14 protein-coding genes are annotated in these 16426 nt (G+C 32.8%); 10 read left to right on the top strand and 4 right to left on the bottom strand.

Annotated elements, in window-relative coordinates; genetic code table 11:
* Positions 1 to 55: 55 nt before the first annotated feature.
* Positions 56 to 472, top strand: coding sequence for an START-like domain-containing protein (locus QZ659_RS09655; protein WP_291725449.1), 417 nt, complete (start codon positions 56 to 58; stop codon positions 470 to 472).
* A 26-nt stretch (positions 473 to 498) separates the two neighbouring features.
* Here QZ659_RS09655 and QZ659_RS09650 read toward each other — a convergent pair whose 3' ends face one another.
* Positions 499 to 1503 carry a glycosyltransferase family 9 protein gene (locus QZ659_RS09650; protein ID WP_291725446.1) on the bottom strand — a complete coding sequence of 335 codons (1005 nt, stop codon included), beginning with the start codon at positions 1501 to 1503 and terminating at the stop codon, positions 499 to 501.
* 416 nt (positions 1504 to 1919) lie between these two features.
* Between QZ659_RS09650 and QZ659_RS09645 the strand changes: the two genes are divergently transcribed.
* From QZ659_RS09645 to QZ659_RS09615, 7 genes are all read left to right on the top strand, one after another.
* Complete coding sequence (locus tag QZ659_RS09645; RefSeq protein WP_291725444.1) at positions 1920 to 2573, top strand: ABC transporter ATP-binding protein; 654 nt, start codon at positions 1920 to 1922, stop codon at positions 2571 to 2573.
* Positions 2574 to 2693: 120 nt separating this feature from the next.
* Positions 2694 to 4094 (top strand): tetratricopeptide repeat protein, encoded by a 1401-nt coding sequence (locus QZ659_RS09640; RefSeq protein WP_291725442.1) that lies wholly within the window; start codon positions 2694 to 2696, stop codon positions 4092 to 4094.
* A gap of 371 nt (positions 4095 to 4465) precedes the next feature.
* Positions 4466 to 5083, top strand: coding sequence for a hypothetical protein (locus tag QZ659_RS09635; protein WP_291725440.1), 618 nt, complete (start codon positions 4466 to 4468; stop codon positions 5081 to 5083).
* Positions 5084 to 5154: 71 nt separating this feature from the next.
* Positions 5155 to 6846, top strand: a complete 1692-nt coding sequence (locus tag QZ659_RS09630) for a S8 family serine peptidase (RefSeq protein ID WP_291725438.1) — start codon at positions 5155 to 5157, stop codon at positions 6844 to 6846.
* A gap of 122 nt (positions 6847 to 6968) precedes the next feature.
* Positions 6969 to 7904: a hypothetical protein gene (locus tag QZ659_RS09625; RefSeq protein ID WP_291725436.1), complete on the top strand. Its 936-nt coding sequence runs from the start codon at positions 6969 to 6971 to the stop codon at positions 7902 to 7904.
* A complete protein-coding gene (locus QZ659_RS09620) occupies positions 7891 to 8682 on the top strand; it encodes a hypothetical protein (RefSeq protein ID WP_291725434.1) in 792 nt (263 codons plus the stop codon). The genes QZ659_RS09625 and QZ659_RS09620 overlap by 14 nt, the downstream gene beginning before the upstream one ends.
* Positions 8672 to 9412, top strand: a complete 741-nt coding sequence (locus QZ659_RS09615) for a hypothetical protein (protein ID WP_291725432.1) — start codon at positions 8672 to 8674, stop codon at positions 9410 to 9412. The genes QZ659_RS09620 and QZ659_RS09615 overlap by 11 nt, the downstream gene beginning before the upstream one ends.
* Here the strand turns inward: QZ659_RS09615 and QZ659_RS09610 are convergent, their stop codons facing one another.
* From QZ659_RS09610 to QZ659_RS09600, 3 genes are all read right to left on the bottom strand, one after another.
* The gene (locus tag QZ659_RS09610) at positions 9413 to 11779 is read right to left on the bottom strand and encodes a TonB-dependent receptor (protein WP_291725430.1); all 2367 of its coding nucleotides are present in this window, start codon (positions 11777 to 11779) and stop codon (positions 9413 to 9415) included.
* A gap of 234 nt (positions 11780 to 12013) precedes the next feature.
* The gene (gene alr, locus QZ659_RS09605; protein WP_291725427.1) at positions 12014 to 13174 is read right to left on the bottom strand and encodes an alanine racemase; all 1161 of its coding nucleotides are present in this window, start codon (positions 13172 to 13174) and stop codon (positions 12014 to 12016) included.
* Between the two features lie 302 nt (positions 13175 to 13476).
* Positions 13477 to 14820, bottom strand: a complete 1344-nt coding sequence (locus QZ659_RS09600; protein ID WP_291725425.1) for a dihydroorotase — start codon at positions 14818 to 14820, stop codon at positions 13477 to 13479.
* 344 nt (positions 14821 to 15164) lie between these two features.
* Here QZ659_RS09600 and QZ659_RS09595 point away from each other — a divergent pair, with 344 nt between their 5' ends.
* Together QZ659_RS09595 and QZ659_RS09590 are read left to right on the top strand one after the other, a co-directional pair.
* Positions 15165 to 15722, top strand: coding sequence for a hypothetical protein (locus QZ659_RS09595; RefSeq protein ID WP_291725423.1), 558 nt, complete (start codon positions 15165 to 15167; stop codon positions 15720 to 15722).
* A 77-nt stretch (positions 15723 to 15799) separates the two neighbouring features.
* Positions 15800 to 16249: a hypothetical protein gene (locus QZ659_RS09590; protein WP_291725421.1), complete on the top strand. Its 450-nt coding sequence runs from the start codon at positions 15800 to 15802 to the stop codon at positions 16247 to 16249.
* Positions 16250 to 16426 lie beyond the last annotated feature (177 nt).

Genomic DNA, 16426 nt, shown 5'->3' with positions numbered 1-16426 from the left:
GTTATATTAGGCAATTATTAGCCATAAATTTTCAAGCTATAAAACACAACAACAAATGAGTAAATTTGAATACAATGCTGAATACGAAATAAGAGCGTCTGTCAAAATGATTTATCCCTATATTGCTACTCCACAAGGACTGGAAGAATGGTTTGCAGATAAAGTAGAAGTTTTGGAAAACAAGTTTTTAAATATTCACTGGGACAATGAGCAACATTTTGCCAAAATCGTATCACAAAGAAACAATTCTCTGATTCGTTACAAGTTTATAGATAGTATAGAAGAAGCCAAAACAAGAAAAAGAGGAAAGCGAGCAGACAATAATTTTTTAGAGTTAAAACTGAATTACAGTGAACTTACAGATACTACTTATCTACTCATCACAGATTATTCAGAAATGAACGATGAAGAAGTATTGGAAGAGCTTTGGGACGGACTTGTAGAAACTCTAAGAGAAAAATTAGGAGCATAAGTAACCCATATCTTTATTGAGAATGTTTATAAGTTATTTTTTAGATAAGAAAATACTCTTTTAGGAGAAATAGTTTTGATACTTTTCTGGTAATGTGCCACAATCGTTGAGGAATTTTCTCTTGATAAGAACCATTCTCCAATGCGCTGGTAAGGATGTTGATTTTCCCACCCCCAAAGACTAATGTAGTTTCCTTCTAACATTTGAGCAGCATGAGAAGGTCCACAATCATTGGCTACCGTAACTTTGCATTGTTTGATAGCTGAAACAATCTCTGGAATACTTGCATTCTTAAAAATTTGGTACTGATGTGGCAAGAGTTCTTTTTCTATGATGGGTACATCTTCTTCTTCTACTGAACCAATCAAGAAAACAAAGTTGGTGGAGGGTTTTTCTTTGAGTGTTAATTTTGCTAACTCTACAAAATTATGAACACCCCAGCGTTTATGTTCTCCCTCTCCACCTCCAATAAGAAAGCAAATTTGATTTTCTGATTCGTTAAGTTGAACCTTAGACGTTAAGCTATTATCTAATTGCTTAAATTTTTCAAACTTTTTATCTTCTGATTTATAAATATTCTGTCTTTCCAAATACTGCTCTAACAATCTCAAATAAAGAAGTCCACGGTAACAAGAAGTATCATTAAAAATGGAATATTGATAGGCTGATTTTTGCCATTTACTAGCAATAATTCCTATTCTAAATTTTGCTCCACTAAGAGATGCAAGCAAATGCGTAATTTCAGACTGGTGTCGTAAGTTGATGAGTAAATCTGGAGAAAAAGAACGCAAACTCTTCACTGTTTTGATATATGACCTTGACTTATCATAGAGTTCCATCTCATCAGCCAAATTATTTTTCAAAAATAAGTGATTGGATGTTACTGGCGACCAAATTTTCACCTTTGCAGACGGATATATTTCTCTTAATAATAGAAAAAAGGGAAATTGAACCAACATTGCCCCAAAAAAAGGTTTTTTAGGCATAAAAACAGCTATTTTTTTAATTTCTAAAGAGTTGTTTTTTTTCATAATATTTATACTTTGAAGTCGTTTAAGAATGCCTGTTTTCCAATAACATTGAGTTTACAAACTGAATAACGTGACCTTGGGATTAACAATAAGTTTTTTATTTGTTTAAAATAGATTAGACATAGTTCTTGGTCTGCTCTAACGAGACTGAACTCACTTAATTAAGGTCAGACCGATATAAAAAGCTCTTTCCAAGCTAGGAATAGTCCAAACCAATAAATTTCGTTATTTCATACACTGTTTAAAAGGAGCATAAATATTTTTGAATTAACTTCAATAAAAACCTATACTCATTCTTTATAGGACAAAGGAAAACAAATCTACACAATAAAATATTATCCTTAATATTTTTATAATAACACAAAATTTTAAAGTCGTATCTTTGTCCAACCAATACACTAGAAAACAAAAATATAATGCTCATTGCAAAAAATATAGTCAAAAAATACGGTTCATTGGAAGTTTTGCAAGGAATTGATGTATCGATTGCAAAAAAAGAAGTGGTAGCCATCACTGGCTCTTCGGGTGCAGGCAAATCTACATTATTACATATTTTGGGAACATTAGACTCTCCAGATAAAGGAGAAATAATAATAAATGGAGTAGAAGTTCAAAAACTAAAATCCAATAAACTAGCTCACTTTCGCAACGAACAAATTGGATTTATTTTTCAATTTCATAACCTTTTGCCTGAGTTTTCAGCCTTAGAAAATGTCTGTATGCCTGCTTTTATTGGAAAAAAATCTGTTAAAGATGCTGAAAAAAGAGCAATTGAACTTTTAGAACGTTTTGGAATAGCTGACAGAAAAGACCACAAACCCTCTGAACTTTCGGGAGGGGAACAGCAGCGTGTGGCAGTAGCAAGAGCATTAATCAACTCTCCAGCTCTCGTTTTTGCAGATGAACCAAGTGGAAACCTAGACAGTAAAAATGCAGAAGAGCTTCACAACCTGTTCTTTACACTACGAGAAGAATTTAGTCAAACTTTTGTTATCGTTACACACAACCCAGAACTAGCAAAAATGGCAGACCGAGAAATTGTTCTGAAAAAAGGTTTGGTTGTTGCGTAATTGTATAAATAGAAAATTTATTGTTTGATTTGAGAGTTTTTTTTTACCTTTTTTTTCATTAATTTGTAGTTAGCTTTAGCCCTAATCCTTTCATAATTCTAATTTAGTAACTGATAAAAGATGATAAGTAATTCAAGAAGAGAAGAACCTAGTGTTTCGATAGCCGAATTTGAACGCTTAATACAAGCAGGAGAAAGTTTTTTCTTTGAGATTGATACGTATGAATTTCTTTTGGAACATTATCGCAAAACAGCAGACTTAGATAAAGTCTTTTCAGTTTGTCAGATTGCACGTTCTCAACATCCTTTTTCAGTAAATTTTATTGTTGAAGAGGCAAGGGCGCATATTGTAAACAATGATTTTGATAAAGCACAGCATACTATCGAAGAAGCTGAAGCTCTACAACCTTTCGAAATTGAAGTACAAGTAACTAAAGCATGGATTCTTCAAGAGTGTTTTAAGTTTGATGAGGCTGCCGATATTTATAAAAAAGTGTTACCTCTTACAGATAGTAAAGAAAAAGATGAAATCTTATATCAGATTGGAAGCTGCTATCAAGCAAAAAACGACCTCAAAACAGCTATTCAATACTACAAAGAAACACTAATAGCAAACAAAGGACACAAAGAAGCCTTATATGAGCTTGCCTTTTGTTATGATGAGTTGGATAATTTGGAGGGTAGCATAAGTTTTTATAAACAGTTTATAGATAATGACCCTTATTCTGTAGAAGCGTGGTACAATTTAGGGCTTATTCAGATGCGCTTATCACTTTATAGAGACGCCATTACTTCTTTTGATTATGCTTCTATTATTGAAGATGGTTTTTCGTCTGCCTTTTTCAATAAAGGCAACTGCCACATGAATTTAGGACAATATGAGGAAGCTCTAAACTGTTTTTTAACTACTTCAAAACTAGAACAACCCACAGCCGAACTCTTCACACACATTGGGGCAGCCTATCAGAAATTAGAACGCTTTGCAGAAGCTCTCAACTTTTATAGAAAAGCACTAGAGTTTGACCAAGAATATGAAATGGCAGCCTTTGGTGTAGGAGAATGTATGGAGGAGCAAGAGCGTTGGAAAGAAGCCGTTCATTTTTATCAAAAATCTCTCAAAAACAATAAAAATATTGGTCATGCGTGGTTTGGAAAAGCTCGTTGTGAGTACCAACTTGGCAATATGATTTCGTGTATGGAAGCCTACGACAATGCATCAAGGATTTTGAGCGAGAATGTAGATGTGTGGCTCTCGTGGTCGCATGTATATTACAAAGAAGGGTGGTACGATAAAGCTATTGCCATTACAGAAGAAGCCTTAGAAATCATTCCCGAATCAGCTGAACTTCTCTATCGTTATGTAGCCTATCTGATGGGGGGAGGAAAATATAAAGCTGCCGTAATGGCTCTTGAAAATGCTATCTTGATAGCCCCAGAAAAGAAAAATTATATCTTGGAGTTTTTTACAGACCTCAACACTCAAAAAGCTATCTATAAAATTATTGAACAGTTAGAAAACTAAGAAGCTATTCATTCGAAGAGTTTTTCATTACTTTATTCTGTTATTTTAAAAAAAAAAGCAGCACTTCTACGATTAAAAGCGTCTAGTTATAAAATTAGGAGCAACATAAAAAATTGTAGAGTACTGGACATGAACAGATATGTGCTGTTTTGTGAGTCACAGAACAGGTGAAAAGTACCATTAGTTAGTGTTTTACCAACAACTTTTTATATCATGTCCAGTACTCTAAAAAAATTGGTACTTTTTTAAGAAGTAGAATATGTTTTATTCTACAATGATTTCCATTCCTCTAATTTGATTTGTATTTTTGTATTTTTGTATTTTAATCAAAATAAAAATTGGTGTACTAAAAAGATTGGTTAGTAATCAGAATGGAACAGACAAATAAGACTATTGAAGAAGCCATAGAGAAAGCAAAATACAGATTACGTATAGAAATCGCTGAAAAGTGTATTGCTAAAGGTATTCCTCAAGAAATCATAGGAGAAGTTTGTGGGTTTAGCACTCAAAATATGAAAGCCATTTCGGCTTCTTTATCAAGAAAAAATAATATATTTAAAGATATTGAAGACAGAAAAAAAGACAGAAGAAAGAATATAGAAAACACAAAAAAATTAGATAAAGAATTAAAGAAAATAGAACAAGACTATATTTCAGCATATAAGGAAAGTAGGCAACGAGAAGCAGATATTCTTAGAGAAAAGGCTGCAAAAGAAGCTCGCTTAGCTTTAGAGCAAATGAAAAAATATAAGAGAGAACAAGCTGCAAAAGAAGATGCTGTTAAGCATAACAAAATAATTTATCCCAAACGAAAACGAAGAAAAAAAGCTCCACCAAAGGATTACCTCAACGAACAACAGAAAAAAATATCTTCTGTTGGAAATTGTTACCTTAGAGGCTTAGATGTAGAGCAAGCTGCTTTATTTTCGAAAGTCAGTGTAAAAGAAGTAGAAGAAATTTACAAATCTTTTAAGGATAAAAATAAATAAGGTTTTAACTATCCTCTTTTAGTCAGACACAATGAATTTTATTATCAGATTATTATCAAACTAATGCTCAAATGAAATCAAAACAATTACTCTTTACAGTTATTATAACTTTCTTCTGTACTGGACTCTTCTCCAAAACACTTGCCCAAACTTCGGAGCGTTTGGTGTACTTCACAGATAAAAACGGAACTGCATTCTCTACCAGTCGTCCGTTAGAATTTCTTACACAGAGAGCTGTTGATAGAAGAGAAAAACAAGGCATTGAAATAACAGAGCAAGATTTGCCTGTAAATGCAGAGTATGTTGCTGAACTAAAAAATTTGGGAGCAGTTGTTCCTTATACTATCAAGTGGTTTAATGCTGCCATTGTAGTAGCAGACGAGGCTACTTTTACAGAAATTTCAAACCTTTCTTTTGTAGAAAAAATAGATAGAATAGTTTACAACGAAAACTCAAACCAAATAACTAGAATTTCTGCCACTTGCGATATAGAGAACCCAAATGAGGAAGACTGCCAAGAAATTTATGTAGCAGACCTTAAAGAGATAGAAGAGAATGAAGAAAACTTCAACTACGGAAATTCTTTAGCTCAAATACAAATGTTAGGAGCAGATAAAATGCATGAGCAAGGATATTTAGGACAAGGAGTTCATATTGCCGTTTTGGATGGAGGTTTTACGAATGCGAATACACTTTCAGCCTTTACTCATGCCGATATTTCTTTTGTGTATGATGTTGTAGGAAATGGGCAAAATGTGTATCAAGGCTCTTCTCACGGAACAAAAGTACTTTCTGCTATGCTCTCAAAAATTGAAGGACAACTCATAGGAACTGCTCCAGAAGCAACATATCATCTGTTTAGAACAGAAAATGCTAGTAGTAGTTATGAGAAGCCTATTGAAGAAGCATTTTGGGCTGTAGGGGCAGAAAAAGCTGATAGTTTGGGCGTAGATATTATCCAATCTTCACTAGGTTACTATGATTTTGAGAATCCATCTTATAATTATACTCACGAAGATTTAGATGGAAAAACAGCTCTTATTTCAAGAGCAGCACAAATAGCAAGCGAAAAAGGAATTGTAGTGGTTACAAGTGCTGGAAATAGTGGGAATGATTCTTGGGGGAAAATTTCGTTTCCTGCAGATGCAGAAGGAGTATTGGCAGTAGGCGCAGTAGATGTAAACGGAGAAATTGCTAATTTTTCTTCTCGTGGAAATACTGCTGATGGAAGAATTAAACCTGATGTAATGGCAATGGGTTCAGGAACAGTACTTTGGAACGAACAAGACCGTCTGATTACTGGAAGTGGAACTTCGTATGCAGCTCCTCTTGTAGCTGGCTTGATTGCTGGTTTTATGCAACAAAATCCTGACCTTACAGCACAAGAAATTATGACGATTGTTCGCCGTGCTGGAGATAGTTATTTTGATGCTAATTCAGAATACGGATATGGTATTCCAACTTTCAAAAGACTTAATGATATTATTTTGAGTAATGAAGGTTTGACAAATGAAAACTCACAGGTTCGTATTTTTCCAAATCCTGTTAAGAGTAGTCTGAAAATAGAAATTGACGAAAACCTCTTTACTACCAACCAAGAGCTACATCTTGCAATATACAATCTTCAAGGAAAAATAATTTTACAAGATGTTTTAACTTCTAGTAAAAGTGAAATTGAATTTCCTACTGTTCCAAAAGGAATGTATATCATTCATATAGAAGGACAAAATTATCAAGGAACTATAAAAATGTTGAAAGATTAGTTTTTAACTCCTCTATTTTAAAAAGGCATTGCAATGTATTTTGTGATGTCTTTTTTTATACTAAAAACTATCTTTTCCGTCTTTATTATACCAATATAAAAACTATTTTGCCCTCCATCTATATGAAACTCTTACAAAAACCTATCTTACCACTCTTCATTCTTATACTAATTGCATCAGCTTTTGTGTATAGAGATTTTATAAAAGACTACAATGATACAGAGAAGCAGATTTTAAAGTACAGCTATGAGCAAAATCAAGGTATCAAGCAAGAGTTTTTACGTAGAGTAGAGCAAAACAAAAGAAGGTTAGAAGATGAAATAGAAGGAAGAATGATAACAATTTGCCTCAATGAAGAATTTGATGGTAAAATCAAACAGCTTAACGAAGTCTATGCTCAAACTGTAAAAAACTATTTTGTCAGTAAAGACAAAATACTAGAGTTCAATAAAAATTCAGATTATAAGTACCTTAACAAGATTCCAAAACTAAAAGAGTTGCAACTTCAAACAGCCTTTCAGTATTACATCAAAGAAGTCTCAAAAGTAGATTCTACCATTGCCCAAACCTATCAAGATTTTGTATTTGAGAAAGGCAGAAGTGACCAAGAAATCTATGATTTTTATTTTGATACAGACAAATATTTACAAGCCTTTCATTACTCTCGTTTTGAAATCGAACTTGCACAGATGTATTATGATGATGTAAAAGTTTTAGTGGATAAATTCTCACTTGCTCCTTTCAATCTTGATATAAAAGATGCTAAAGTAGTTCCATTTATCATTCCTACTATAAAAGATGAGAAGTTTACAGATGAATATAGTATCGAAACAATTACTTGCTTTCCATTTGATAGGCAAAATACAAAAGTCGTTTATCCAAAAGGAATGGAAACTGTTTTTGATGAGAATGGATTTATTGTCATTCCAAAAGAATATAGAAAAGACAGTTTAGCACGCTTTGAAGTTCAGTTTCCAATAGATTGTGGAAGAGACACTACATTAGGCATCGTCATAGATTTTAAAACTTATAACGAATATTTCAATGATGAAAAGTAAGTCGCTAGTAACTATTTTATGGGTTTTAGTTTTTGTTTTGGGCAGCTATTTCTTATTCTCCTCGTTTAGTAATAAAGAAAATTTAGCTCTAGCAGAAAGCAGTAACTTTTTAAAAAATGCTTCTTTCAAAGTGCATCAGTCTTTGGTTGATAAATATTTGAAAGACTTAGAAAATTTAGGAGTTAGAGAAGAAAGTATATTTACAGGAATTGATAAAGGTTTTAACTTCGCAGATTCGTTATATCAAGTAGATAAAATAAGTTGGAAAGAATTAGAGAAGAATATCCCCAAAAGCCATTTTAAAATATCAGAAAAAAAATGGAACAGCCTAACAGAAAAAGAGAAGGAAATGACTATGTTAGATGATATAGATGCTTTCATTTTTAAACACAGACCTGTGCTGAATTACGTTTCTGGTAACGAAAAAGTAAATCAAATTAATAAAATTTGGCTCTATCAATCTTATATAGAAATATGGAAAAAACGTCTTTATAATATCAGTTATTGGTCTATAATGTATGATAAAATTAGTATAGATGTTTTGGGTTTAAGAGGAAACAGAATAGCTCTGATTTACAAACGCAACACAAATCAGTATAATTATGAGAAAGCTAGAAAAAACATCTTTTCCAATAAAAGTGACACTACCATTTTCTATCCAAGGTTTAGTGCGTTTTCTAAAGATTATAGAGGAAAAAATAAGCCTTATTTTAAGATAGAAGTCAAGAAAGGACAGCGAAAAGATTTTGCAATAACACCACTTAATAATGAAAAATAAACCTATACTTTCTTTAATTTTATGGCTTTTGGCAGTTGCTTTGGGTGTATTTTATTTTGTTACAAAAAAAGAAAATAGAGATTTGGAGGCTATTTCTGAAACTAGATATGCTATTGAAGTTACCAGTAACAATCTTTTGGATAACTCTATATTCGAAATGGAAAGGCAAACGTTTGAGATAGGACAACTTCCACACTATGTAGCCATTTTAAAAAAAGTGAATAGAAATAAAGACTTACTAGATTCAGTAAGAAAGCAAAACAAATTGGACTATAGAGAATTAGAAATTCAAATAGATACAAATTGGATAAAACTTCCATCAGATGAGGTTACGTATTGTATAGAATGTTCCTCTAAAAAAATAAAGGAAATTCATCAAAACTTGCTTTACAAATATTTCCAAGTGCTTTTGATGGAAGAAAGAGGCAAAATGGGAGAGTTTTTTTTAAAATTTGACAGAACAATATTTTTGGTTGGCTTAGGTAACAAAATTTATTTAATTGATGACCATGATACTTACCCTAAGGTTCTTATAGCTCCAGACTTCACACCACAAAAAGGCTACGATACTAAATTTAGTTTCAATGAAAGCGATACCGTAGTTTTTAAAGTTGTAACAGAGTTTTATAGCAAGGAACGAGAAGACGAAATCAACTACTACCAAGTAATAGCCAAAGATAAAAAAAGAGCAAAAATTACTTCGCCTTTTGATTATCAAGAAATAGAATAATTAGAACTCTAACTTCACACCCAAAACAACATTAATTCCCAAATCATTGGCAAAATAACGTTGTCTATTCAGATAATCTCTGTATTCTATATTGAACAAATTATCAGCCTTTGTAAAAATGCGCCATTGCAATTTTTGTCCTTGAATGTTTGTCGAAACCCTCAATCCTACTAAATTATACCCATCTGGAGGAAGCGTAAAATCTTGTTCTGCCAACAAATCGTTTTGCCTAAACACATAACGATTCGTGATTTCAAACTGCGTGTTGGTTAGCTTTCTTCTTTTTTCTGTATTTCCAATAGAAATAGGCTTTTGAATCTGATAGCGTAAACCTACCTGCAAATTATTAGAAGGCATATTTATAAGTGGCAAATTGTTTTCCAAGTCCTTTCCTTTTATGTAGCTATAATTTGCCTTTACATCCAAAGATTTTGAAAATTTATATCGTGTAGAAATGTCCAAGCCATACATCTGTGCGTTGGTCTGTCTATACTTAAAAACTGGAAAAGCACCACGAATTGTTAGTCGAAACTCTTTTTCTGGATTGAGATAAATATAGTCTTTGATATTTTGGTAATACAACAAGGTTTCAAAAAATAATTTTTCTTTGATATTTCCACTTAGAGAAAATGTATTTTTGATAGATTTTTCAGTATTCAGATTTGGATTTCCTTCCTCAATTCCACTTACACCTTGATGCAATCCATTGCTAAAAAGTTCGTTTACGGCAGGATTGCGAGTAGCCAAGCCAAGATTATACGACATTTGTATATGCTCACTCAGTTCATAGTTTATGCCTAAAGAAGAACTAAAATTATCAAAATTATTATCAAAACGAATAATCTCTCTAGGAACAGTTCGACTGATGGTAACAGCATTTTGAATCGTATTTTGATAACGAAAACCTGTTTCAAAAAACCAACGATTTACTTTTTTGGTCAAGACGGTAAAAATGCCAGTTTCATAACTTAAATAATCTGGAATGAGTGGCAAAATTCCTGTTTCTGGGTCGTTGGTGTTATCTGTAATAGTAGATTGTAATCCAACTTTGAATAACAAATTATTTTTAAATTCTTTATTATATTTAATTTCAGAAAAATAAGAATATTGCTTTAAACTTAGGGCAGGGATTTCGGAGCGTCCACTTCTACGAACATCAAACTCTTTTCGGAGGTTGAGTTGTGTAGCAAAAGTAAAATCTAAAAACTGTTCAGTGTCGTTTTCTCTATCTTTTTTAGTATCAAAATATTTCTTTGAGTGAACTTTGAAAAGGTGATGATTTACTTTTTGTTTTGGAGCATCAATAGCATAGCTAAAATCATCTTCCGTAAAAAAAGGAACTTCACGCTCAAAGGCATTTTCTAAATCGGTTAGGTTTCCAACGTGTGAACCACGCAAAATTCCTAGTTCTGTATTGAAGGAGCTAAAATATAATTCTGTAAAAAAATTGTCTGTAAATTGTTTTTCTAGTTGTATGGCAATATTTGCTTCTTGATGTCCTGTGTTGTTTAGAAAATAATTAGGTGTTTTTTTATCTCCACTTTTTTTGAGCGTTCCATTGATTTTCCATGCTACTATTGGACTAAACTGTTCTAATTGTAGGTTTATGCCATGTCCCCTGCCATTGGTTTCAAAAAAATAGCTTGTATTTCCGTGCAAATGAGGCTCTCTTTCTATACGTGCAGGCTCTACCAAAATAACACTTCCCAAATTTGAACCTTGATACTCCAAACTAGAAACACCTTTTACAACTTTTATTTTGTTGGCTACTAAAGGGTCTATTTCTGGAGCGTGGTCGTTGCCCCATTGCTGTCCACTTTGTGCGATGCCATTGTTTAGAATAGTAAGACGATTTCCATACAATCCGTGTACGACAGGTTTTGAGATGCCATTTCCGTTTTTGAGTGTACTTACCCCAGAAATTTCCTCTAACATATTTGATAAATTCTGATTCGAATTATCTAAAATATGTTGATGATTGAGAGTTTGTGTATTTTGAGTAGAAGTTATTGCCTTATCACTAATCACAACACTTTCCAAAACGGTATTGAGAGCGTGAATTTCCACATATAGAATCGTATCTTTTTCTACATTAAGAAAAACGCTATGATTTTCTCCACTCACATGGCTAAAAACAAAATGGTGTTTGCCTTTACAAATATTTTTGAGTTCGAAATAGCCTTTTGCATCGCTAGCAGTTCCTTTTAGTGTTTCTTTATTATATACATTGACAAACTCTAAAGGCTGATTGGTATTTTCATCGATGATAAAACCCGAAAGTGTCAAGTTACAGTCTTGAGAAAAAGCTACTGTAAAAAATGAAAAGAAAAATAGTAACAGAAATAACTTTAAAAATTGGCGTTGCATAAGAAAAAAAGAGAAGGGAAATTTTTATTTATGCAAAGATAATCAAAGATAATTTCTTTTTGCAATAGAGTTGCATTTAGAAAAAATTATATCTCCTTAATTAGTAGGATAGTTGATTACTACTCAATACATTAAACTTCGCTCATATAAATTGCTGCTCTTTTCTTGTTAAAATCAAGAAACCAATAAAATCTATACAAGAACTGCAAAAATAATCTCTCATCTAACAACTATTTATTCTACTACTTTTCTAGGGATATTCATAGGTAGGCGAGTAAGAAGTTCATAATTGAGTTGGTTGCTCATCTCTCCGAAACTTGCTACACTGATTTCTTGGTCGCCTTGTCTTCCTATCAGAATAACTTCATCACCAATTTCTACATTCGGATTTTTTTCTAAATCAATTATCATTAAGTTCATATTTACCACTCCTACTACTGCCATACGCTCGCCACGAATCAAAACTCTCCCCATATTACTAAGACTTCGGCTATATCCGTGTGCATACCCTACTGGTACAATCGCAATTTTCATTTTTTGAGAGGCTAAAAAAGAAGTTCCATATCCTATAAATTCGCCAGCCTCAACTTCTTTTATTGTCATTACCCTACTTTTCCAAGACAAAATTCGTTTGAGTGGGTCTTGGAGAGTTTTGTTATCTTTCAAATATTGGATAAGTGTTTCTTGTGTAGGAAAAAAACCGTACTGCAAAATTCCAATTCTGACCATATCCATTTGAGTTTGTGGGTAGGCGATAGCTGCAGCCGAACAAGCTGTATGGTACTTTTTTGGAAAGAAACTAGGGGCTTTTTTGCGCTTGAAACGTTTTACAATTTTTTTATAATTGATAATTTGTGTCTTTACCCTAACATAGTTTGCAATACTTTCTGCACCTGCATAATGTGTACAAATACCTTCTAAAATATAGCAGTTTGGGTACTTTTCTAATAGTTCAAATACTTTAGGAATTTCTTTTTTGGGTATTCCCAAACGGTTCATTCCTGTTTCCATTTCTAAATGAATTTTGATAGGAATTTGTATCTTTTGAGCAATAGAAAGTCCTGCTTGAAGTCGTTCTAAATCAAAAATATAGACTTCTATAGCTGTTCGTATAGCCCACTCTAGTTCCTCATCTCCTATCATTCCCATTATCATAATTTGAGTATTTTCAGCTTTGAGTTTCTCAACTTCAAAGGCTTCATCTGCTGAAAAAACAGAAAAATGACGAATACCACATTCTTCTGCCAAGGGTACAAAGTTTTCTATTCCGTGTCCGTAAGCGTTTCCTTTTACAACAGAAGACAAAACGACATCTTTACCTATGAGTTGCCTTAAAAAATTGTAGTTATTTTGAAGTGCCGATTTACTAATTTCTATGTGGGAAGTTGAAAACATTAATTTTAGTGCTGGTTTTGAGTTTTGTATATCGTCAAAGTTAAGAGTCTTAGTATTTTAAATCAAGCGTACAATAATATTGTTATGGTTCTTGCGCCATAAAAAAACTGTCCATAGAAAAAATGAACAGTTTATTATTTTTCTTATGATACCAAAATAAAAATTAAACAGCACCTAAAAGTATGTCGGTACTGCCCTATTGGGCTGACCTAATTGGAAAATAAGGTCAGTCTCGCAGAGCAGACCGAAGTATTAGAGTAAAGTAGTTTTTATCTTGGTATGAGTTATGATAATTTCAAAACCTACTCTCTATCAAAACTTACTCTCATTCCCTTTTGGCTCTCGTCAAACTTTCCATTTTCGTAAGCAATATGTCCAGAAACAATCGTGTGTGTAATCTGTGAATCAAATGTAGCTCCTTCAAATGGCGACCACTTACATTTATATTCTAAATTTTCTTTTGTTACCATCGTTGGATTTTCCAAATCAAAAAGCACTAAATCGGCAAAATAACCTTCTCTGACAAAGCCTCTATCCTTTATTTGAAAACAAATGGCTGGCGCATGCGCCATTTTTTCGGCTATTTTTTCTAACGAAATTTTATGTTGTTTATAGGCTTCTAAAAGCATCAGAAGAGAATGCTGTACCAACGGAACGCCAGAAGGAGCATTCCAATAGTTGTTTTGCTTTTCTTCCCACGTGTGAGGAGCGTGGTCGGTAGCAATGATATCCAAACGGTCGTCTAAGAGAGCTTCCCAAAGTGCATCTTTATTTTGGGCTTCTTTTATGGCAGGATTACATTTGATTTGAGAGCCTAATTTTATGTAGTCCACAGCATCAAACCAAAGGTGATGTACACAAACCTCTGATGTGATTCGTTTTTCAGCCAATGGAATATCATTTCTGAATAAATCTAACTCTTTGGCTGTCGAAATATGCAAAATATGCAAACGAGTATTATATTTTTTAGCAAGTTCTATCGCTAGGCTAGACGACTTATAACAGGCTTCTACGTTTCTTATTTCTGGGTGCAGACGCATCGGAACGTCATCTCCGTATTCTGCTTTGGCAAGTTGTTCATTATTCTTAACCGTTTCTTCATCTTCACAATGCGTAGCGATAAGCATATCGGTCTGGCTAAAAATGGTTTCCAGTGTTTTTCTGTTATCCACAAGCATATCCCCAGTAGAAGAACCCATAAAAATCTTTAGTCCACAAACGTTATTTTTGTCCGTCTTCAATACTTCATCCAAGTTCTCATTCGAAACGCCCATAAAAAATGAATAGTTGGCAAGAGAATCTTTTGCAGCAACTTCGTATTTATCAGCCAATAATTTTTGAGTAAGAGCCTGTGGCTTGGTGTTTGGCATTTCCATAAATGTCGTTGTTCCACCTGCTACGGCTGCTTTTGCCTCTGTATAAATTTGTGCTTTATGAGTAAGCCCCGGTTCTCTAAAATGCACTTGGTCATCAATAACCCCTGCCATAGCGTACTGTCCTTTTGCATCGATAACAGTATCAGCACTTAGGCTAGAAAGGTCATTTTCTATTCGGCTAAAACGTCCGTCTTCTATAAAAATGTCTTTTTCCTCAATCTTACCTTCATTGATAAGTTTGGCGTTCAAGATTAAGATGGATTTTTTCATGTGTTCTGCTTGGTTTTGTATAATTGAAAAAATTGTAGTCTAAAATTAGAGAATAAAAAATAGGCTTGCAAAGACAGATAAAATTATCTTACTATAATAATGGTTCGCTTCTATGGAGCTTAACACAAACATATTTCTTAAAACTACCAACGAACAGCCCTTACAGGGCTATTATTCAACCTCGTTAGAGTTAAACTGTTGGTAGCCAAAAGATAGGTTTTGTAATTCTAAGTTCCGTAGGAACGCTCCTTTACATTTATTGCTAAATTATTAGAAAATCAAAGATGATGAGATTGTTTGTTATAACTAGAAATATTGCTTTACTAATGCTCCCCTTCCTTCTAATGATAATCATAAACGAAGCTTTAAGACCAACTATCAAAGAAAAACCATTTAGTCAAAATAACATTATAGCTATAAATTCAGCTTTAAAACTAGAAAATAAATGTTCTTGGGCGTGTCACAATGTAGAAAATTATTGTAGAAACCATCACGTAAAAATTCTAAAAAATTACCTTCATATTTCTGACCCAATTTATTTTGGAACGATTCAACTTTTACTTTCAACAGGTAAATATAAAACTGCTAACGTAGCTATTTTGGTTATTTTTATTCCTTTGCTAATGTATCTCTTGTTGATAAAATCTTTGTCCTTGCAGAGAGAAATTAAAAAAGCTAAGGTTTCTAAAATGAGTGGTTTATTCCTACTTTTTATGGGAAATATGGTAACGCAAGTTTATTTTTACTGTACAAATTTTATCATCAACTTAGCTAATCTTTTAGGCTTGTCGTATTACGAAATCAACTTTTTTATATTCTGTGTTATTTATCCTTTTCTGCTTTTTAGTTTATTGCTGATTTTCGTTGTTCAGAGGGTTAGATTAGTAAGAAAATTGCAATAACTGTTATTTTAGCTATATTCAAATTTAAAGACCTAATAAAATGATAGGTCGTAGATTTACCAAATTACTATTCAGAAATGAAAAAACTAAAAATTATTTTAATTTTTCTGAGCACATTTTTTTACATAAACATCGCTTTAACGCAAACGACAAGTACTGAATGTAATATAGAAGATATTATGTTAAATGGAGTAAGTTTTGGCAATATTCAAAAAAAGACTTTTCAATCACCTTATTATCGTAGTTCTGTAAAATATAATGAAATAGTAGATGTTTATGAAACCTGTCTAGCAGACAAGGAAGGTAAAAATGAGGTCTGTTTTATAGAGAAACGTTTGAACTCTTTTTCATTTGGCTCTGATACTAACCAAGTTCTTAGCATTGAGGGAGTGAAATATTATATAGGTAAAATAGTAGAACGAGAAACATACAACATCGACATCTCAATAGAAGATGATGGGAGGCGTTTATATATTAGTATTAGAAACAATAAAATTAGCTTTATGGAACTATGGACACCTACATAGGGTAAAGTACCTGTTTCTTCTCTGCTACTGAAAAATGGATAAGAGAAAGTTTATTACTTGTATTTTCCAAATGACAGCTATGTATTCTGCATCTTAACCGTGATTTTCATAGTTTTCCCAAATCTTACGCTCTTCGACAAAAGAACTAGAAATTGCCTTACAAATTAGAATAATCTT

It is taken from the genome of Bernardetia sp. (genome assembly GCF_020630935.1).
GTDB lineage: Bacteria > Bacteroidota > Bacteroidia > Cytophagales > Bernardetiaceae > Bernardetia.
This window is presented reverse-complemented; position numbering and strand designations above follow the sequence as displayed.

Coding starts and splice junctions, on each gene's coding strand:
- QZ659_RS09655 (WP_291725449.1), top strand. CDS start 56: ATGAGTAAATTTGAATACAATGCTGAATACGAAATAAGAGCGTCTGTC.
- QZ659_RS09650 (WP_291725446.1), bottom strand. CDS start 1,503: ATGAAAAAAAACAACTCTTTAGAAATTAAAAAAATAGCTGTTTTTATG.
- QZ659_RS09645 (WP_291725444.1), top strand. CDS start 1,920: ATGCTCATTGCAAAAAATATAGTCAAAAAATACGGTTCATTGGAAGTT.
- QZ659_RS09640 (WP_291725442.1), top strand. CDS start 2,694: ATGATAAGTAATTCAAGAAGAGAAGAACCTAGTGTTTCGATAGCCGAA.
- QZ659_RS09635 (WP_291725440.1), top strand. CDS start 4,466: ATGGAACAGACAAATAAGACTATTGAAGAAGCCATAGAGAAAGCAAAA.
- QZ659_RS09630 (WP_291725438.1), top strand. CDS start 5,155: ATGAAATCAAAACAATTACTCTTTACAGTTATTATAACTTTCTTCTGT.
- QZ659_RS09625 (WP_291725436.1), top strand. CDS start 6,969: ATGAAACTCTTACAAAAACCTATCTTACCACTCTTCATTCTTATACTA.
- QZ659_RS09620 (WP_291725434.1), top strand. CDS start 7,891: ATGATGAAAAGTAAGTCGCTAGTAACTATTTTATGGGTTTTAGTTTTT.
- QZ659_RS09615 (WP_291725432.1), top strand. CDS start 8,672: ATGAAAAATAAACCTATACTTTCTTTAATTTTATGGCTTTTGGCAGTT.
- QZ659_RS09610 (WP_291725430.1), bottom strand. CDS start 11,779: ATGCAACGCCAATTTTTAAAGTTATTTCTGTTACTATTTTTCTTTTCA.
- alr (WP_291725427.1), bottom strand. CDS start 13,174: ATGTTTTCAACTTCCCACATAGAAATTAGTAAATCGGCACTTCAAAAT.
- QZ659_RS09600 (WP_291725425.1), bottom strand. CDS start 14,820: ATGAAAAAATCCATCTTAATCTTGAACGCCAAACTTATCAATGAAGGT.
- QZ659_RS09595 (WP_291725423.1), top strand. CDS start 15,165: ATGATAATCATAAACGAAGCTTTAAGACCAACTATCAAAGAAAAACCA.
- QZ659_RS09590 (WP_291725421.1), top strand. CDS start 15,800: ATGAAAAAACTAAAAATTATTTTAATTTTTCTGAGCACATTTTTTTAC.